We start from the raw sequence: 18,461 nt of genomic DNA, 5'->3' as shown, positions 1-18,461 counted from the left end.
GTCGCCCGCCACCCCTCATTGGCCGACGCGGGCACCCGGCGTGAAGACCACGGGCAGGGCGCGGTAGCCCCGGGTGACCGAGTTCCCGTGGAAATCCACTTTCGCCCCCGGCGGGATGGCGTAGTCGGGTATCCGCTTCAGGGTCTGCTCGACGCCCACCCGAAACTCGAGCCGAGCGAGATTGGAGCCCAGACAGCGGTGGACGCCTGCTCCGAACCCGAGGTGGCGGTTGGTCTGTCGGTCGAGGATGCACTTGTTCGGCTCGTCGAACTCGCGCGCGTCGCGGTTGGCGGCCGCATAATTCACGACGACCGTCTCACCGGGACAGAACTTCTGGCCGCTCAGTTCAACCTCCTCCGCGACCGACCGATGCAATCCGTGGACCGAACCTGCGAACCGGATGAATTCCTCTATCGCCGTGGGCATCAGCTGGGCGTCACGGACGAGGCGGTCGCGCTCCGAAGCATGGGTGCCCAGATAGAAGAAGGCGACCGACATTGCACTTGAGGTCGTTTCGAGCCCGGCCTGCACCAGCAGCATCACATTTGCGACGACGTCGTCAAAGCTCAGCTTTTCGCCGTCGATCTCGGCGGCGAGCAAGACATCGATCAGGTCGTCACGCGGCGGTTCACCACGACGCTTGTCGATCTCCTCGCGCACGCGGAGGTACAGATTCGTCATCGAACCGTTCCGGATCTCTTCGCTCTCACCATTGATCGCGAGGTCGGCAGTCTCGATGTAGAGCGGCACGTCCTCAACGGGCATGCCGAGTAGGTACCGGAAGAACACGATCCCGGGTTGCTGCCATGCGACGTCCGCGAGGTCGCCGCGGCCCAATTCGATGAAGTTGTCGATCAACCCATCGGTAACCGCGCGCACCTGGGGCTCCAAGTCCTTCATGCGACCAGGAGAGAAATACGGGTTGAGAACCTTGCGAAGCTGTTGCTGCCGTGGCGGATCCAAGGTGATCACGATGTCGCCGAAGGACATCGGGTTGCCCTCGAGCCCCAGGGGCTTGCTCGAGAAGCTGCGCCAATCACGCAAGATCTCATAACAGTCGTCGTAGCGGGTGGCGACCCACGCGCCCCCCGGCGTCGGGCCCAGAAACGGGACATCCTGGTGGCTGAACGGACCGTTTTCCCGCATCACCGCGTAGACCTCGTAGAGGAATTCCTGGTCGTTGAAATCCTCATGACGAAGATCGAGGTTCCGGGCGTGTTCCTCCGGTGATTTGCTCACCACGAGCAGTCGTCTCCGCGCCCGAACGCAGGCATGCCGAACTCGGAACCACGCCACCGTCCATGTGCCATCTGCGCCGGTCCTCGGATTTGTCGCACACGCCGAATTTTGCTTTGGCAGAACAGTAAGTCGTCGGCTACGCGGAGTCAAGTCGCACTCGATAACTACCTGAAGGCGGTCGGGCAGGGCAGGCGAAGCCTGGGGTGGTTGGGGCGGCACGCGCGCGAGCTTCCCCCCAGGCCAGGGGTGCTCGCTACAGTATGTGTGATGACCACAGGCGCGCGGCGGCGAGTTCGCGACAAGGACGGCAAACAACGAGCCCTCCTTGAAGCGGCGGCTGAGGTCTTTGCCGAAGCGGGATACGCGGCCGCGGCGACAAAGGAAATCGCCCGTCGTGCCGACTGCTCGGAGGCAATGCTGTTCCACTACTTCGGGGACAAGCGGGGCATCTTCGAGCAAGTCGTTTCTCGACAGATCGCGGACCTCGTCAGCGAGGCCGAAGAGCAAGTCGTGGCGGACCTGCCTGCGCGCTTCGAGGACTATGTCGAACAGCTTTTCTTCGCGCGACTACGGATCGACGACCGGGACAGCGGTGTCCCCGGCTGGGACATTTCCGGTCGGGCGTTATCAGACCCGGACTTCTCGCTGCGGGTGCTGCAACCCAATCACGCACGCCGTACGGCCGTTATCGCCGAGGGCGTTCGCCACTACCAAGCCGAGGGGCAGATCAGAGCCGACGTCGACGCCGACCTGTTCGCCGAGCTGCTGGCTAACTTCATCATCTTCACAACGAGCCTGGGACCACGCTGGTTCGGGACGGGCGAGTCGGACATCCGTGCGCAGATCGAACTGGGTTCGCAGATCCTCGCCAAAGGCGTAAGCACGTCAACGATCAAGCAGCCCGTCAAGCGGGGCAGCCGGGCCCGACGCGCCCCGAAGGTGCGCGCGGCCGACTGAAAGCTCCGACTAACTCGCCAGCGCCCATCGTTATCGAGTCACACTTGACACGCGAGCTTTCCCGTCGCTAGCGTCGTTGCCAGCCAGGCGATCGGCACGAGCGCGAGGACGGGAAGTGGCGTGTGTGCACTCATCGGTGCGAGTAACTCACTTCCGCAGGCGCTAACGCGGAAATTCGCACGGCGATGAACGCTCTGCGTGGGGTCCGTGTCGTCGAGTGGGCGACGGAGATCGCCGGTCCGTACTGCACCAAGCTGTTCGCCGACCTCGGAGCAGAGGTCATCAAGATCGAAGCCCCAGACGGGGATCCGTTCCGTCGCAGGGCATCTGGTGATCGAAACGATGGCGGCGCGCTGTTCAAATTCTTGAACGCCGGCAAGCGTTCAGTCGTTGGCACTTCGTTGCCCGACCTGGAGCCGCTGATCGCTTCCGCCGATGTGTTCGTCGATTCTCTCGGCCCGGGGGCACTCGACCGAGACGCGCTGTTAGGCCGCGCGCCGCACCTGGTGATCGTGGCGTTGTCTCCGTACGGGTTGACCGGGCCGTACCGGGAGCGACCCTCGACCGAGTTCACGATCCAGGCCGAGAGCGGAACTCTGGCGTTGCGAGGTCGTCCGGACCAACCGCCCATTCAAGCGGGTGGTCGAGTCTTCGAATGGGTCATGGCCAGTTATGCCGCCGTCGGGGCGCTCGCCGCGTTGCGGCGAGTTCAGCTCGGCGGAGCAGGTGAAATCGTTGACTGCTCGTTGTTGGAGACGTGTCACCTCAGCGCCAGCGGATTCGCTGACCTCTATCACGAACTGGCCGGTCGTCCCGCCTTGACCGCGCCGGCTCGACAGGTTGAGATCCCTTCCATCGAACCGACCGCGGACGGATGGGTGAGCTTCAACACCAACACCCGCCAACAGTTCGAGTCGTTCCTCGCGATGATCGGCCGGCTGGACCTGCTCGACGAGGACCAGGCGTGGGCCCTCGCCACGACCCGCTGGGAGCGCCGGGACGAGTGGAATCGAATTGTGCGGGAATGGACTACGCAACGTTCCACCGACGAGATCGTGGCGTTGGCCTCCGATCTGCGAATTCCCGTGTCACCGGTCAACAATGGCCAGACCGTGTTGGACCACCCACAGTTCACGGCGCGCGGCATGTGGGGCACGTACGCCGACGGCGGCTTCACCCACCCGCTGGCGCCCTACCGGATCAATGGTCAGCGACCCGCCCCCGCCGCCAGCGCTCCCCCGCTCGGCGAAGCATCAGAAGTGCCGGGGCACAACAGGACTGCGACCGCGGACGACCGCGCACGTGGACTCCCGCTGAACGGCGTACGGATCCTCGACGCGACTGCGTGGTGGGCGGGTCCCTCCTCCACCCACGTGCTTGCCGCATTGGGGGCCGAGGTGATTCACCTGGAATCGATCCGCCATCCCGACGGCGCGCGGATGGCGGCCGCGGCGTTCGCCGGTCAGCCCGACTGGTGGGAGCGGTCGGGGATGTTCCTGGCGACCAACACCAACAAGCGCGGACTCACCCTCGACCTCGCCTCCCCCCAAGGGCGGGAGTTGTTGTACGGCCTCGTCAAATGCTCGGACATTCTGGTCGAGAACTTTTCGCCACGCGTCTTCGACAACTTCGGCATCACGTGGGAAGCCGTCCGTGAGCTCAACCCTCGACTGGTCATGGTTCGAATGCCCGCGTTCGGGCTCGACGGACCATGGCGCAACAACGTGGGCTTCGCGCAGACGATGGAACAGATGACCGGGATGGCGTGGGTGACCGGCCATGAATACGACCAGCCGCGCATCCCCCGCGGTCCCTGCGACCCACTGGCCGGAATGCACTCCGCATTCGCCATGCTCGCCGGCCTCCGGCAACGGGATCAAACGGGCCGCGGGTCGTTCATCGAAGTCTCGATGGTTGAGGCCGCGCTCAACGCGGCCGCCGAGCAGGTGGTCGAATTCACCGCCACCGGCAACCTGATCTCGCGGCTGGGAAATCGCAGCCGCGACGCCGCCCCGCAAGGTCTCTATCAATGCGCGGGGACCGAGCGGTGGCTGGCCATTTCGGTCACCACGGACGAGCAGTGGCGGCAACTGAAGTCGGCTCTGGGCAAATCGGATTGGGCGGATGACCCCGCATTGGACACCCAGGAAGGGCGTATGGGGTCACATGATCTGATCGATAAGCACGTGGAGCAATGGGCTCGACAACACGATTCCTCGGCTGCCGCGCAGTTGCTTGTCGACCATGGCGTCCCGGCTGCGGACTTGGCCGACGCCAGGGTCGGTTCGATGCATCCCCAGCTGGCTGCCCGAGGCTTCTTCGAGGGTCTCGACCACCCCGTCGTCGGCAGACATCACGTGCCGGCGCTTCCCTTCAAGTACCGCAGCGTTGACAAGTGGTATCGGTCAGCGGCACCGACCTTGGGACAGCACAACGAGACCGTCCTCGGTGAGCTCCTGGGCCTCGACGCCTCTTCGATAACGGCCCTGACAGAGCAAGGCATCATCGGGACCAGACCGGGCGGATTGGACTGACCGGTGCAGCTTCGTGTCGACGCAGAAATGTGCCAGGGCCATAGCCGTTGTTACGCAACATATCCGGAGATGTTCGATATCGACGACGACGGGATCGCCTTCGTCACCGTGGAAAATATTCCTCCAGAGTGGGAAGACCGGGCGCACAACGCAATCGCGAACTGCCCCGAGCGTGCCATACATATCGCCAAGGAGTCGCCATGAAGACCAACGGAGCAGTCCTGTGGGGGCTGAACGAGAAGTGGTCGGTCGAAGAGATCGAACTCGATCCGCCGCAATCAGGCGAACTACTGGTCGAATTCGAAGCCACCGGATTGTGCCACTCCGATCACCACATCCGCACCGGCGACATGTTCGGGGTGAGCTTTCCACTGATCGGTGGGCATGAAGGGGCGGGCATCGTTCGAGAGGTCGGTCCGGAAGTGCGCGATGTCGCGGTGGGAGACCACGTGGTCACATCCTTCCTGCCGGCCTGCGGTCGCTGCCGCTGGTGCGCCACGGGTCGGCAGAACCTCTGTGATTACGGGGCGATCATCCTCGCGGGCGTCCAGGCCGACGGCACCTTCCGGCGCCGAGCTCGCGGACAGGGCATCGGAGCGCTTTCCGGCGTCGGCAGTTTCGCGCAATGGGGCGTGTTATCGGAAGCCTCGGTGGTCAAGATCGACAACGATGTACCGCTATCGCGCGCATGTCTTCTCGGCTGCGGCGTCACCACCGGTTGGGGTTCGGCCGTCAATACCGCGAACGTCAGTCCCGGCGACGTGGTCGTGGTCGTTGGTTGCGGCGGGATCGGCAGCGGCGCCATTCAGGGCGCGCGCCTGGCGGGAGCAGAGCAAATCGTCGTGGTCGATATCGAGCCGAGCAAGCGCGACAAGGCGTTTCAGTTCGGGGCCACTCACTTTGCGACCTCGATGGAGGAAGCAACCCAGTTGGTTGGCGAGATTACGCGTGGAGTCATGGCCGACTCGGCCATCCTCACGCCAGGCGTGCTCGAGGGCGCGATGATCAACGACGCGCTCAACGTGGTGCGCAAAGGCGGTGCCGTGGTGGCCACCGCCCTGGCGTCGATGTCCGACGTGACGCCGACGCTGCCGCTGACGTTGTTCACGCTGTTCCAGAAGCGCCTGCTGGGCAGCCTGTACGGCGAAGCCAACCCGCGGGCCGACATCCCTCGACTGATAAGCCTCTATCGCAGCGGCAAGCTGTTGCTCGACGAAACGGTCACCACCGAGTACAAGCTCGACGACATCAATGAGGCCTACGACGACATGCTCGCCGGCCGCAACATTCGCGGGGTAATACTCCACGAGCACTGAATCTCGTTTAGACGTCAGGTCATCTAATCGCCGAGAAGGGATTCCCACTCATGTCTTCGCCAGCCGATGTCGTCCGCCACTTCTGCGCCCTGATGGAGCGGCGGGACGCCGAAGCGTTGCGTCCCCTGCTCGCCGAAGGGGCCGTCTATCAGAACGTGGGAATGCCCGCCTTCGTCGGACCAGACGCCATCGTGGGGAACATGGCCGCCCAGTTCGCGATGTTTCCCGACGCCTACGCCTTCGAAATCGTCAACCTCGCCAGCGAGGGTTCCGTGGTGCTCACCGAACGGCTGGACTACATCCAGGCTCCGGACGGAAGCAAGCCGGCCGTCCCGGTCATGGGGGCCTTCGTCGTCGATGACGACGGGAGGATCACTCGCTGGACCGACTATTTCGACCTGAATCTGATAATGAAGCTCCTTCAAGGCGAGGACATCAGCGCCCTGGTGCCCGCGACCGCGTGAGTTGGGAATCGTTGATTTCGAGCTCAGCTGGAAATGAGGGTGCCCATGCGGGTACCAAGGGCCCTCGCAAAGTTTAATCGTCGAGTCACCAACCCAGCGGCTCGGTCGATCACGCCGTGGCTTCCAGGCCAAGGGACACTCGAACATGTCGGACGCAAATCAGGCAATCATTATCGAACGCCGCTGTTGGTTTTTCCCATCCAAGACGGCTTCGTCATTCTCGTCGGGTACGGGCTGGAAACGGACTGGTTGAAGAATGTATTGGCCAGTGGACAGGCGGTGCTGCACAAGCGCGGCAAGAGTATCGCGCTAGCCAGTCCCCGTCTCCTAAGTAAGGCGGAGGCCGCAACGCTCGTTACGGGGCCATCTGGTGTGCTGTACGGACTGTTTCCGTACAACGAAGCGGCGTTGGTGTTGACCAAAGCCAATTCCACGCAGTGACTTTGGGCCGCCGGGCCACCATCGACGAACTTCAACGCCGCCACGCCCGCGCGGCCCAGTCTCAGCCGCCGGATTGGCTGGGCCACCGCCCCAGCTAGCCTCGTCGTTGGGGCGGCTCCCACGTTCATCGGCGCTAGACGCCGACACCGCCCTTACCGCCGTCCACCGCCGGTGACACTGCCGCTGCCGTCACCCGCGGTGGTGTCGACGCCACCGCCACCGCCGCCACCACCACCCCACGTTCCGGCGCCAGGGACGCCGCCGAGGCCGACGATGGTGGCGGCGCCGTTGCTGGCGCCCGCATTGCCTGCGGTGGGAAGTTGCCGCCATAGAACTAAGTGGGTAGGGCCGCTGCCACCGCCGCCACCGGCCACCGGCCACCGGCCACCGGCGACGCTCGCGGCTCCGCTGTCGCCGGGGCCGACGTAGGCGTCAGTACCTCCTAGGCCGCCACCGACGTGTCCCGCTGTCTGGGAGGCGCCTTCGGCTCCGTTTCCGCCGCTAGCCCCGGTGGTACCGATGCCGGCAGCAGCGCCGCCACCACCACCACCGGAACAGCCGAGGCCGCTGGCGCTGGGGGACGCGTTGAGGAATCGCCTACCCATTTTGGGCCGTCATCTACTGCCTTGACCACGAACGGCCATCGGGCTCTTCTTGCGGCCGTTTTACCGTACGTGAAACCCCTTGCTTAAGGAGCGAGGACGCCGGGCGCCCTAACCCAAGAGCCCCTTGCGCCCGTGGAGCGTCAGTACAGGAGAGGAAGAACCGACGATGTCCCTTGCCGCGTGTCGGCTGCCAGGTGAATGGGACCACTTCAGAGCTGGTTTTGCCATGAGCATGGGACCACCTGTTTGCCATTGATGGGACCACTCGACTGGCTGGTTTGCCAGTTATGGGACCACCCGGCGTGGTGTCGGGTTCTTCCGGTAGTTGGGCCGCTGTATTGGCCTGATGAGCTACCGGGAGGTGTCGGTGATCGAGATCGTGGAGATGCTGCGGCTGTGGCTGCAGGGGTTGGGGTTGCGGGAGGTGGCCCGGCTGTCGGGCACCGACCGCAAAACGGTGCGACGCTACGTCGACCGAGCCCGTGCTAGTGGGCTGGACCGCGATGGTGGAGACGGTCAGCTCACTGATGAGTTGATCGCGGCGGTGATTGCCGGAGTGCGTCCGCACCGGCCCAGCGGCAAGAGCCTGGCGTGGGAGACGATCGCTGCAGAGCATGAGCAGATCAAGGCCTGGCTCAAAGACGGATTGACGCTGACCAAGATCCACACGCTGCTTGGGCGCCGCGGTGTGGTGGTGTCCTATCGGACGCTGAATCGTTACGCCACAACCGAATTGGATTTCGGACGCCGTCAAGCCACGGTGCCGGTGGCCGACTGCGAACCGGGTGCGGAGGTGCAGGTCGACTTCGGCCGCCTCGGGATGCTCACCGACGCCAGCGATGGTCGGCGCCGAGTCGTGCAGGGGTTGATCTATACCGCGGTGTATTCGCGGCACATGTTCGTCTGGCCCACCTACCGCCAGACCCTGAACGATGTGATCGCCGGGTTCGATGCGGCGTGGGCGTTCTTCGGCGGGGTGTTCGCGGTGGTGATCCCTGACAACATGAAAGCCATCGTCACCACCGCGCATGCGACCGAGCCTCGGCTCAACGATGCGTTCCGCGAGTATGCGCAGGCTCGTGGGTTTGCGGTCGACCCGGCGCGGGTGCGCAGCCCGAAAGATAAGCCACGGGTGGAACGCATGGTGCAGTATGTGCGATCGAATTTCTTTGCCGGAGAAGATTTCCGGGATCTCAATGACTGTCGCAGCCGCGCCGAACATTGGTGCGCTCAGACCGCCGGTATGCGCATTCACGGCACCACCCGCCTGCGGCCGGCCGAGGTGTTCATCGGCGATGAGCTGCCCGCACTAGGGCCCGTATCCGACACCGCCTTCGACGTTCCGATCTGGACGCGCCCGAAAGTGGCCCCGGACCGCCACGTCCAGGTCGCCAAAGCCCTCTACAGCGTGCCCGGAGAGCTGGTCGGCAAGCGCATCGAGGCCCGTGCTGATGCACACTCGGTCAAGCTCTATTGGCGTGGTGAGCTGATCAAGGTGCATCCGGTCGTGGCCCCGGGTCGCCGCCATACTGATCCGGCCGATCTTCCCTCTGAGGTGTCGGTCTATGCGATGCGTGATCTGAATGCCCTGCAGCGCAAGGCAGCCGCCCACGGCACCCATGTCGGCACCTACGCGGCAGCGGTGCTCGAGCATCCGCTGCCGTGGACCAAGATGCGTCAGGTCTACCGGCTGCTGGGGCTGGTGCGCCGCCACGGCGCCGAGGAGGTCGACGACGCGTGCCGGCGTGCCCTGGACGCCGAGGTGATCGACGTCGGGCTGATCGAGCGGATCTTGACCCGCGGCGGCGGTGAACAACTGCCCCTGCTACCGAAACCGCCCGGGGCAGCGTCGCGGTTTGTCCGAGAAAGCTCTGATTTCGCGGTGCGGAGGCCTTCATGAGCCCACAGCGCCCCGACGCCACGCCGGCGGTCCAGCCAATCGAGGTGTCCGGCGAGCTCAAAGCGCTGATGCGCCGCCTCAAACTCGGCCAGCTGCTCGACACGCTGCCCGAACGGCTGGCGCTGGCCCGTACCAACCGGCTACCACACCACGACTTCCTGGAACTGTTGTTCGCAGATGAGGTCACCCGCCGCGACCGCGAATCCGCGACCCGGCGCGCCAAGGCCGCCCATCTCGATCCGGCCATGCAGCTACAGGCCTGGGATGACTCCGCCGCCGTGGCTTTCGATCAACAACTATGGGCCGAGCTGACCTCACTGCGGTTCCTCGCCGACGCCTACAACGTGCTCGTCATGGGACCGGTAGGAGTGGGAAAGACGTTCTTGGCCAACGCATTAGGTCACATCGCGGTACGCCGGCATCACAGCGTGCACACCGAACGGGCCGACAAAATGTTCAAACGCCTTCGCGGGGCACGCCTGGACGGCAGCTACGAAGACGAGATGCGCAAACTGCACCGCGTCGAACTGCTGATAATCGATGACCTCGCGCTGCACCGCCTGGAGGCCACCGAGACGACCGACTTCTACGAGATCATCGTCGAACGCCACCGCGCCGCATCGACCGTCATCACCAGCAACCGCGAACCACCCGAGATCCTGACCATGATGGCCGACCCGCTGCTGGCCCAATCCGCGATGGACCGACTGCAATCAGCGGCCTACGAACTCGTCGTCGAAGGCGAGTCCTACCGGCAACGCCAGAAGCCAGGAAACCGAAAGCCGGCCTCTCCGACTGCGTCGGATTGACCGGCAACCACCCCTTCCGCCACTATCAACACACGGCCTACAACCGGAACAACCCGGTCCCATGCTCATGGCAAACCAGAGGTCCCATCACCCTGGCAGGCGACAGCCGCGCAAGAGCTCCAAGAACAGTCGAAAAGACGGGATCGCGCATAAGGCCACCACGGCAGATTCATCAGGTCACGTCATCTTCGGGTACACCGACACCCATCACTGATCACCGCCCTCACAGCCTGGTACCGCTGCTCGGCCACGCTCAACTCCCTCATCTAGGGAGTGTCAAGGATCAACCGAAACCACTGTCAACCATCAGCCGAAACACTGTCAGCCATCACCCGGAACCAAAATGTCAAGCATCAGCCGAGGTCATACACCTCTGACGTGGGGCGGGCGGGGCTCGAACCCGCGACCAACGGATTATGAGTCCGCGGCTCTAACCAACTGAGCTACCGCCCCAGCGCTGCTTGCTACCTTGCCACTTTCAACAACAATGCTGCGGAGACCTTACCGAAGACGCCGGCGACCGCCGGTGCGGAGCCCGGTGCGCGATGCCGGCGCCGAGGGTGCGTTGCTCAAGCTTCGCGTGTCCACGCACCGGTGGCTTGCCACGAACGGGCGAAATCCTCACACCGCCCGCGCGGCGGCTTCGCCGCCGGCGCGGCCGAGGCGCCCAGCGCGCCGTGGGCGGCGGGTATCCGGCCTGCCCGAGAATTGAGCAACGCGACCGAGCAGCCGATGCACGAAATGGACTGCGGCCGGTCGTTTTCCTCGCATCGCATTACAAATATCCGGACATTGGGGCCGACACCTCAGGCGTCTGCCCAATGAGAATTGATCCGTAGCCTGAACGCGTGCCCATCCCTGCGCGTGCCTCGACCGCCCGCGCGCTCGACCCGGATCGGCGACCCAAAAAGACCGTCGTTGAGACGCTAATTCACTTGGCGAGCAAGCACTTTGAAGCGACTGCCATGCAGCAGAACGACTTCTTGCCGAGTCAAGAACGCATTCCCCGACGTGAAATTGCGGAAACACAAAGGTATTGTTCCTTTACTTTCCGTTTACCTTCTGAGCTGGATCGTCGGCTGGTTGCGGCGCACACTCCGACTAATGCGCGCATTACCGACAGTCAATGAAGCCTGAGAGGAAATAGCGATGAGCAGAACAATGTTGCTTGGCGTGCGGGCCGCAATTGCGGCGCTCGCTATCGCAGCGGCGGCAGCGGCACCGGTGGCTGCTTTTACCGAAGCCACCCACCCGGCCAAGACCACGGTGAGCGCCGACCCCAATGACGTCGACTGGTACTTCAACGGGGACCCGGGCGGAGGTGGTGGCGGCGGGGGCTAAGCCGTCAGCTGAAAACCGTCTGACCCTCGGCGTCGAGCAGGTAACGCTCGGTGCCCTCCTCAACCCGTGGGGCGTCGGCGCCCAGTGACACGGCGACCTTGTTGCTGGCGTTGCGCATGACGTCGAAGGTGAGCTCGACGGCCTCGGCCTCGGAAAACCCAGAGCGCACCTCGGCGGCAACGTCGGCGACGAGGTGCGCAGGGGTCCAAATTAACCCATCGGCGTAGCGCAGCGCTGCTTTAGCGCGGCGGGTTAACTGAGTCGAGTCCTCGTAGCGCTCGATGTCGCCGTACAGCGACTCGGATCCCCCGGCGTCCAGCGCGGTGGCCTCGCGCAGCGACTTGCACAGCCGGCAGTTGTGCTGCGCGGCGCCGCGCAGCCGGACCAGCTCGGCCGTGACAGGGTCCAGCGCCCGCATCCGGGCCACCGCGGGCAAAAAGTCGTTGAACACCAGGTCCGACGGCTCGGTGCCGTGGTCCCAGGCGACCGGCCCGTTGACCCAGCCCAGGTGCTCGGAGCCGAAGCCGAGCGCCTCCAGCCCGGCCCGCACCCGCGGCACGAAGTCGGCGATGTAGATCTGCGTCACCACGCTAAAGGTGCTGTCCCCCAGCTGCTTCCACAGCCGCTTCCGCTGCTCGCCGGTGATCGCCGACACGTCGACGCTGAACTGCTCGGCGAACTCGGCGACGACGGCCTCGGCCTCCGACTCCGGCCCGGAAACCTCGACCGCGGAGGGCAGCGGGGGCAGCGACAACGTCTGCGCGCACACCCGCCGGACCAAACCCGCAAGACGCCCGTCGCCCGGCGACAGGGCCACCAACTGGGTCAGCATTCCCCACACGCTAGGGCCCGCCCACCCGCAAGGCAATCGGCTATTGCGCCTGGCTCACCGATGACATGTAGAAGTCCGGGATCCGCAGCGACGGCATCGCCGCCCGGGTGGCCCAGTCACCCCATTCCCGCGGCAGCGTCTTCTCGCTCACCCCGGCCTCGGTGGCCCGCCGCAACAGGTCCAGCGGGCTCTCGTTGAACCGGAAGTTGTTGACGGCCGCGGTCACCTCGCCATCCTCGATGAGGTAGACCCCGTCGCGGGTCAGGCCGGTGAGCAGCAGCGTGGTCGGGTCGACCTCGCGGATGTACCACAGCGTCGTCAGCAGCAGCCCGCGCTCGGTGCCCGCGATCATGTCGGCCAACTCGGCCGACCCCCCCGTCATCACCAGGTTGTCGGCGGCCACCGCGACGTCGGCGTCGAACTTGTGGGCCGTGGCCCGCGGGTAGGCCAGCGCGTTGATCACCCCGTTGCGGATCCAATCCACCTGGCCGATCTCCATACCGTTGTCGAACACCGACACCGTCTCCGAGGAGTTGCTCACCGCGACGAACGGCGTGCACGCCAGCCCCGGCGCCATCGGGTCGGAGAACATCGTCAACGGCAAATCGGTGAGCCGCTCCCCCACCCGCGTCCCGCCGCCGGGCGCCGACAGCGCGGTGCGGCCCTCCTCCGCGCCGCGGCCGGCCATCGACCAGGCCAGGTAGATCATCATGTCGGCCACCGTCGACGGCGGCATGATCGTCTCGTACCGCCCCGCGGGCAGCGCGACGCTGCGCTTGGCCCAGCCGAGCCGCATCGACAATTGCTCGAGCAGCGAATCGGTCGGCACGTCAACGAAATCGGCGGTGCCGATGCCCGCCCAGGCGCTGGCGTCGCCGCGCTTGGCGTTGATCTCCACCGCGCCGGTGGGTTGGGTGAAGCGTCGGCGCAGCCCCGTCGACGACGCCAGAAAGGTCGTCGAAACGCTGTGGTGCGCAAAGCCGTACAGCCGATCGGCGCCGCGGAAGCCCCGGCTCAACGAGTCGGCGACGTCGGAGAACACCAGGGGCCCCGTGCCGGGCACCGGTGCGTTCCAGTCGGCGGGCTCACCGGCACCAGAAAGCAGCGGCGCGGCATCACCGGCCTCGGGCGCCGAGCGGGCCGCCTGCTGGGAAACGGCCACCAAACCGGGTATCACCCGCGGATCCACCTCGGCGGACACCACCGTCCCGATGTGGGCGCTATCCCCTTGGCGCACCACGGAAATCACGGTGATGCTGCGGTTGACCGAAACCCCGTTGGTGGTCATCGAATTGCCCGCCCAGCGCAAGGTCGCCTCTACCTTGTCGGTGACCAGCACCATGGTCTCGTTGGCGCCACCGAGCTTGGCCGCCTCCTCCAGGACGAGGTTGACGGCGTGCTGTGGGGTGATCATCGGCCGCCCTCGCTGACCGTGTTGAGCACGTTGACGCGGCGGAACAATGCCGACGGGCAACCGTGGCTGACCGGGGCGACCTGCCCGGGCTGCGCCTTGCCGCAGTTGAACGCGCCGCCGAGTCGCCAGGTCGACGGACCGCCCACCGCCTCCATCGAATTCCAGAAGTCGGTGGTGGTGGCCTGGTAGGCGACGTCGCGCAGCTGGCCGTCCAGGCGGCCGTCGCGGATGCGGAAGAACCGTTGGCCGGTGAATTGAAAGTTGTAGCGCTGCATATCGATTGACCAGGACTTGTCGCCGACGATGTAGATGCCGTCCTCGACGCGGCCGATCAGCTCGTCGGTGCTGACGTCGTCGGGCCCGGGCTGCAGGGACACGTTGGCCATCCGCTGGATGGGCACGTGATGCGGCGAGTCGGCGTACGAGCACCCGTTGGAGCGCGGCTGCCCCAGCCGCGGCGCGAACACCCGGTCGAGCTGGTAACCGACGAAGATCCCGTCGCGCACCAGATCCCAACTCTGCGCGGCCACGCCCTCGTCGTCGAAACCGACGCTCGCCAGGCCGTGTTCGACGGTGCGGTCGGCGGTCACATTCATCACCGGCGAGCCGTAGCGCATGGTGCCGAGCTTGTCGGGGGTGGCAAACGACGTTCCGGCGTAGGCCGCCTCGTAGCCGATCGCGCGGTCGTATTCGGTTGCGTGGCCGATGGATTCGTGGATGGTCAGCCACAGGTTGGTCGGGTCGATCACCAGATCCGCCGGCCCGGCGGTGACGCTGGGCGCCTTCACCTTCTCGGCAAGCAGCGCCGGCAGCTGCGCGAGCTCGTGGGTCCAGTTGAACACCTCGTCGCCGGCCAGCGCCTCCCAGCCCCGCCCCATCGGCGGGGCCAGCGTGCGCATCGAGTCGAAGCTGCCCGCCGCGGCGTCCACGGTCACCGCCTCCAGCGTCGGCAGCACCCGCACCCGCTGCTGGGTGATCGACGACCCGAAGGTGTCGGCGTAGAACGTCTGCTCCTTGACGGCGGTCAGGCCGGCCGACACGTGGTCGACGCCGTCGGCGCCCAGCAGGCGCCCGGAGTACTCCTCCAGCACCGCGATCTTGTCCGGCGCGGGTACCTCGAACGGGTCGATCCGGTAGTTCGACACCCAGGTGGCGTCGGCGTAGACGGGCTCGTCGGCCAGTTCGACGCGCTCGGTGTTGAGCATCGCCAGCGTGGTGGCCACGTGCACGGCGCGGCGCGCGGTCTCGGCCGCGACGGCCGGCGCGAGCTCCGCGTGCGACGCGAATCCCCACGTGCCATTGACGATCACCCGCACCGCCAGGCCGACCTCCCGGCTGACCACGGCGGTCTCCAGCTCGCCGTCGCGCAGCTGGATGATCTCGGTGCTGAGGCGGTGAAGCCGCAGGTCGGCGTAGCTGGCCCCGGCCGCTTTGGCCGCCGACAACGCGGCCTCGGCGAGCTCGTGGCGGGGCAGGTCGATGAAGTCGGCATCGATTACCCGGGTCGCTGTCACGGCTCCACGGTAACGACCGCTTCCCGCCGCACGCGGCGCCGCCCGCTTTAATTACCTCCATGGCCAGCAGCGCCGTGCTGAACAAGCAGCCGCGATCCACCGCGCTGGGCTACGCCTTGTTGGCCCCCAGCCTGTTCGGTGTGGTCGCGTTTCTGCTGCTGCCCATCCTCGTCGTGATCTGGCTCAGCCTGTACCGCTGGGACCTGCTGGGCCCGCTGCGCTACGTCGGGCTGGCCAACTGGCGGTCGGTGCTGGCCGACGGCGGCTTCGGCAACTCCCTGGTGGTCACCGCCGTCTTCGTCGCGATCGTGGTTCCCGCGCAGACGGTCCTGGGGCTGCTCGCGGCGTCGATGCTGGCCCGCAACCTGCCCGGCACCGGCCTGTTCCGCACGGTGTACGTGCTGCCGTGGATCTGCGCCCCGCTGGCGATCGCGGTGCTGTGGCGTTGGATCCTGGCCCCCACCGACGGCGCCGTCAGCGCCGTGCTCGGGCACAGCATCGGCTGGCTCTCCGACCCCAGCTTCGCGTTGCCGCTGGTGTCGGCCGTCGTGGTGTGGACCAACGTCGGCTACGTCTCGCTGTCGTTCCTGGCCGGCCTGCTGGCCATCCCCGACGACATCCACGCGGCCGCGCGCACCGACGGCGCGACCGCGTGGCAACGGTTCTGGCGCATCACGCTGCCCATGCTGCGACCCACGATGTTCTTCGTCCTGGTGACCGGGATCGTCAGCACCGCCCAGGTTTTCGACATGGTCTACGCCCTGACCGGCGGCGGCCCGGCCGGTCGCACCGACCTGGTGGCCCACCGCATCTACGCCGAGGCCTTCGGCGCGGCGGCCATCGGGAGGGCGTCGGTGATGGCGGTGGTGCTGTTCGTGATCCTCATCGGGGTCACCATCGTGCAACACCTGTACTTCCGGCGGCGGATCAGCTATGACCTCGTCTAGCCGCCTCGCCAATGTCGTCCTCTACGCCGGGCTGGCGCTGGGCGCGCTGATCACGTTGGCGCCGTTCGCCCTTGGCCTGCTCACGTCGTTCACCTCGGCGCACCAATTCGTCACCGGCACGCCGCTGCAGTGGCCGCGGCCGCCCACACTGGCCAACTACGCCGACCTGGGCGGCGCCGGGTTCGGCCGCGCGGCGGCGGTCACCGCGCTGATGACGCTGGTGATCCTGGTGGGTCAGCTCACCTTCTCGGTGCTGGCCGCATTCGCGTTCGCGCGCTTGCACTTTCCGGGGCGCGACGCGCTGTTCTGGGTCTACATCGCGACGCTGATGGTGCCCGCGACGGTCACGGTGGTGCCGATGTATCTGATGATGGCCCAGCTGGGTCTGCGCAACACCTTCTGGGCGTTGGTGCTGCCGTTCATGTTCGGCTCCCCCTACGCGATCTTCTTGCTGCGCGAGCACTTTCGCCTCGTCCCCAACGACCTGATCAACGCAGCGCGCCTCGACGGCGCCAACACCCTGGACGTGATCGTGCACGTGGCCATCCCGTCCAGCCGGCCTGTCCTGGCCGCGCTGGCGCTGATCACCGTGGTGTCGCAATGGAACAACTTCATGTGGCCGCTGGTGATCACCAGCGGCCACAAGTGGCGGGTGCTCACCGTGGCGACCGCGGACCTGCAGTCGCGGTTCAATTCCCAGTGGACGCTCGTGATGGCGGCGACGACGCTCGCGATCGTCCCGCTGATCACGCTGTTCGTCGGCTTCCAGCGCCACATCGTCGCCTCGATCGTGGTCTCGGGGCTGAAGTGAGCAGGCCCCGTTCCTCCACGCTGGTCGCCGTGGCGCTGGTGCTCGTCGCGGTGCTGTTGGCCGCCATGGCGGTGCTGTTGGACTACTCGGGCGAGCCACACGGCGGCAAGATCGTCATCAAGGTGAGGCTCTGGGCCGACCAGATCGCCGTGGCCTACCAGCGGTCGTTCGAGGCCTTCAACCGCGCGCATCCCGACATCGAGGTGCGGCCCAACATCGTCGCGTACTCGACCTACTTCGACACGCTGCGCACCGACGTCGCCGGCGGCAGCGTCGACGACATCTTCTGGCTGTCCAACGCATACCTCGCCGCCTATGCCGACAGCGGCCGGCTGCTGGACATCGGCAAGACCCTGGGCCCGGGTTCCACCGCCGACTGGGATCCGGCGGTGGTGGACCAGTTCACGCGCGGCGGCGTGCTGTGGGGCGTGCCGCAGCTGACGGACGCCGGGATCGCCCTGTTCTACAACGCCGACCTGCTCAGGGCGGCCGGAATCGACCCCGCGCAGCTCAACGCGCTGCGGTGGAGCCCGGGCGGCGACGACACCCTACGTCCGCTGCTGGCCCGGCTGACCGTCGATGCGGACGGAAACTCCGCGGGCACAACACGTTTCGACCCCGGGCGGGTCCGCCAGTGGGGGTACAACGCGGCCAACGACCCGCAGGGCATCTACCTGAACTACATCGGCTCGGCGGGCGGGGTGTTCCAGCGCGGCGACGAGTTCGCCTTCGACAATCCCGCCGCGGTGGGAGCCTTCCGCTACCTGGTCGGGCTGATCAACTCCGACCACGTGGCTCCGCCCGCCGCCGACACCAACGGCAACGGCGACTTCTCCCGCAATCAGTTTCTGGCGGGCCGGATGGCGCTGTTCCAGTCCGGGACCTACAACCTGGAGCCGGTGGCCCGCGATGCCCGGTTCCGTTGGGGCGTAGCGATGATGCCGGCCGGGCCCGTCGGCCGGGTGAGCGTCACCAATGGCATTGCCGCGGCTGGTAATTCGGCGACCAAGCATCCGGACGCGGTGCGCCGGGTGCTGGCCTGGATGGGCAGCCGGGAGGGCAACCAATACCTGGGCCGCAACGGCGCGGCCATTCCCGCGGTGCTGTCGGCCCAGCGGGTCTACTTCGACCACTGGGCCGCCGAGGGCGTCGACGTCACCCCCTTCTTCGCGGTGCTGAGCGGCCCGCGCATCCCCGCGCCCACCGGCGCCGGCTTCCCCGCGGGTTACACCGCCATGCAGAGCTATTTCGACGAAATGTTCCTGGGCCGCGGCGATGTCGGCGCGCTCTTGCGCAAGGCGCAGGAGGCGGCCAACGCCGCCGCGCGCCGCTGAGCG

General features: G+C 66.2%; 18 protein-coding genes and 1 tRNA gene. 13 read left to right on the top strand and 6 right to left on the bottom strand.

The features are described from left to right. Positions 1 to 15: 15 nt before the first annotated feature. Positions 16 to 1,242 (bottom strand): cytochrome P450, encoded by a 1,227-nt coding sequence (locus MTAB308_RS26785; RefSeq protein WP_173842279.1) that lies wholly within the window; start codon positions 1,240 to 1,242, stop codon positions 16 to 18. Positions 1,243 to 1,506: 264 nt separating this feature from the next. Here MTAB308_RS26785 and MTAB308_RS26780 point away from each other — a divergent pair, with 264 nt between their 5' ends. The 6 genes from MTAB308_RS26780 to MTAB308_RS26755 all read left to right on the top strand — a co-directional run bounded on the left by MTAB308_RS26780 (position 1,507) and on the right by MTAB308_RS26755 (position 6,951). Continuing rightward, entirely contained in the window at positions 1,507 to 2,196 is a 690-nt protein-coding gene (locus tag MTAB308_RS26780) for a TetR/AcrR family transcriptional regulator (RefSeq protein WP_077103698.1), read from the top strand. A gap of 185 nt (positions 2,197 to 2,381) precedes the next feature. Beyond that, positions 2,382 to 4,730, top strand: a complete 2,349-nt coding sequence (locus MTAB308_RS26775) for a CaiB/BaiF CoA transferase family protein (RefSeq protein ID WP_077103695.1) — start codon at positions 2,382 to 2,384, stop codon at positions 4,728 to 4,730. A gap of 3 nt (positions 4,731 to 4,733) precedes the next feature. Beyond that, on the top strand, positions 4,734 to 4,934 hold the full coding sequence (locus MTAB308_RS26770; protein ID WP_077103693.1) for a ferredoxin: 201 nt from the start codon (positions 4,734 to 4,736) through the stop codon (positions 4,932 to 4,934). Further along, positions 4,931 to 6,046 (top strand): NDMA-dependent alcohol dehydrogenase, encoded by a 1,116-nt coding sequence (locus tag MTAB308_RS26765; RefSeq protein ID WP_077103691.1) that lies wholly within the window; start codon positions 4,931 to 4,933, stop codon positions 6,044 to 6,046. The genes MTAB308_RS26770 and MTAB308_RS26765 overlap by 4 nt, the downstream gene beginning before the upstream one ends. Positions 6,047 to 6,096: 50 nt before the next feature. Then, a complete protein-coding gene (locus tag MTAB308_RS26760) occupies positions 6,097 to 6,510 on the top strand; it encodes a limonene-1,2-epoxide hydrolase family protein (protein WP_077103689.1) in 414 nt (137 codons plus the stop codon). A gap of 45 nt (positions 6,511 to 6,555) precedes the next feature. Next, positions 6,556 to 6,951 carry a nitroreductase family deazaflavin-dependent oxidoreductase gene (locus MTAB308_RS26755; RefSeq protein WP_077104848.1) on the top strand — a complete coding sequence of 132 codons (396 nt, stop codon included), beginning with the start codon at positions 6,556 to 6,558 and terminating at the stop codon, positions 6,949 to 6,951. 133 nt (positions 6,952 to 7,084) lie between these two features. Here the strand turns inward: MTAB308_RS26755 and MTAB308_RS29115 are convergent, their stop codons facing one another. Next, positions 7,085 to 7,255: a hypothetical protein gene (locus MTAB308_RS29115; protein WP_157901022.1), complete on the bottom strand. Its 171-nt coding sequence runs from the start codon at positions 7,253 to 7,255 to the stop codon at positions 7,085 to 7,087. Positions 7,256 to 7,902: 647 nt separating this feature from the next. On the opposite strand from MTAB308_RS29115, the gene istA reads away from it, so the two are divergent. Both istA and MTAB308_RS26745 read left to right on the top strand, forming a co-directional pair. Continuing rightward, on the top strand, positions 7,903 to 9,456 hold the full coding sequence (gene istA, locus MTAB308_RS26750) for an IS21 family transposase (RefSeq protein WP_077103684.1): 1,554 nt from the start codon (positions 7,903 to 7,905) through the stop codon (positions 9,454 to 9,456). Beyond that, positions 9,453 to 10,265: an ATP-binding protein gene (locus tag MTAB308_RS26745; protein WP_077103682.1), complete on the top strand. Its 813-nt coding sequence runs from the start codon at positions 9,453 to 9,455 to the stop codon at positions 10,263 to 10,265. Before istA ends, MTAB308_RS26745 begins: the two co-directional genes overlap by 4 nt. 379 nt (positions 10,266 to 10,644) lie before the next feature. On the opposite strand, the gene MTAB308_RS26740 is transcribed toward MTAB308_RS26745, so the two are convergent. Further along, positions 10,645 to 10,718 (bottom strand) — tRNA-Ile (locus tag MTAB308_RS26740). A 395-nt stretch (positions 10,719 to 11,113) separates the two neighbouring features. Here MTAB308_RS26740 and MTAB308_RS29110 point away from each other — a divergent pair. Continuing rightward, complete coding sequence (locus MTAB308_RS29110; protein WP_157901021.1) at positions 11,114 to 11,395, top strand: hypothetical protein; 282 nt, start codon at positions 11,114 to 11,116, stop codon at positions 11,393 to 11,395. A 19-nt stretch (positions 11,396 to 11,414) separates the two neighbouring features. Next, positions 11,415 to 11,606 (top strand): hypothetical protein, encoded by a 192-nt coding sequence (locus MTAB308_RS26735; RefSeq protein WP_157901020.1) that lies wholly within the window; start codon positions 11,415 to 11,417, stop codon positions 11,604 to 11,606. 4 nt (positions 11,607 to 11,610) lie between these two features. Here the strand turns inward: MTAB308_RS26735 and MTAB308_RS26730 are convergent, their stop codons facing one another. The 3 genes from MTAB308_RS26730 to MTAB308_RS26720 are packed head-to-tail and all read right to left on the bottom strand — an operon-like array spanning position 11,611 to position 15,366. Next, on the bottom strand, positions 11,611 to 12,438 hold the full coding sequence (locus MTAB308_RS26730; protein WP_077103679.1) for a carboxymuconolactone decarboxylase family protein: 828 nt from the start codon (positions 12,436 to 12,438) through the stop codon (positions 11,611 to 11,613). A 40-nt stretch (positions 12,439 to 12,478) separates the two neighbouring features. After that, on the bottom strand, positions 12,479 to 13,852 hold the full coding sequence (locus MTAB308_RS26725) for a TldD/PmbA family protein (protein WP_077103677.1): 1,374 nt from the start codon (positions 13,850 to 13,852) through the stop codon (positions 12,479 to 12,481). Next, entirely contained in the window at positions 13,849 to 15,366 is a 1,518-nt protein-coding gene (locus MTAB308_RS26720; RefSeq protein ID WP_077103675.1) for a TldD/PmbA family protein, read from the bottom strand. The genes MTAB308_RS26725 and MTAB308_RS26720 overlap by 4 nt, the downstream gene beginning before the upstream one ends. A 59-nt stretch (positions 15,367 to 15,425) precedes the next feature. Here MTAB308_RS26720 and MTAB308_RS26715 point away from each other — a divergent pair, with 59 nt between their 5' ends. The 3 genes from MTAB308_RS26715 to MTAB308_RS26705 are packed head-to-tail and all read left to right on the top strand — an operon-like array spanning position 15,426 to position 18,458. Then, on the top strand, positions 15,426 to 16,313 hold the full coding sequence (locus MTAB308_RS26715; protein ID WP_077103673.1) for a carbohydrate ABC transporter permease: 888 nt from the start codon (positions 15,426 to 15,428) through the stop codon (positions 16,311 to 16,313). Beyond that, positions 16,300 to 17,124, top strand: coding sequence for a carbohydrate ABC transporter permease (locus MTAB308_RS26710; protein ID WP_077103671.1), 825 nt, complete (start codon positions 16,300 to 16,302; stop codon positions 17,122 to 17,124). The genes MTAB308_RS26715 and MTAB308_RS26710 overlap by 14 nt, the downstream gene beginning before the upstream one ends. Continuing rightward, positions 17,121 to 18,458 carry an ABC transporter substrate-binding protein gene (locus tag MTAB308_RS26705; protein ID WP_077103669.1) on the top strand — a complete coding sequence of 446 codons (1,338 nt, stop codon included), beginning with the start codon at positions 17,121 to 17,123 and terminating at the stop codon, positions 18,456 to 18,458. Before MTAB308_RS26710 ends, MTAB308_RS26705 begins: the two co-directional genes overlap by 4 nt. Positions 18,459 to 18,461 lie beyond the last annotated feature (3 nt).

The organism is Mycobacterium terramassiliense (assembly GCF_900157385.1).
Classification (GTDB): Bacteria; Actinomycetota; Actinomycetes; order Mycobacteriales; family Mycobacteriaceae; genus Mycobacterium; species Mycobacterium terramassiliense.
This window is presented reverse-complemented; position numbering and strand designations above follow the sequence as displayed.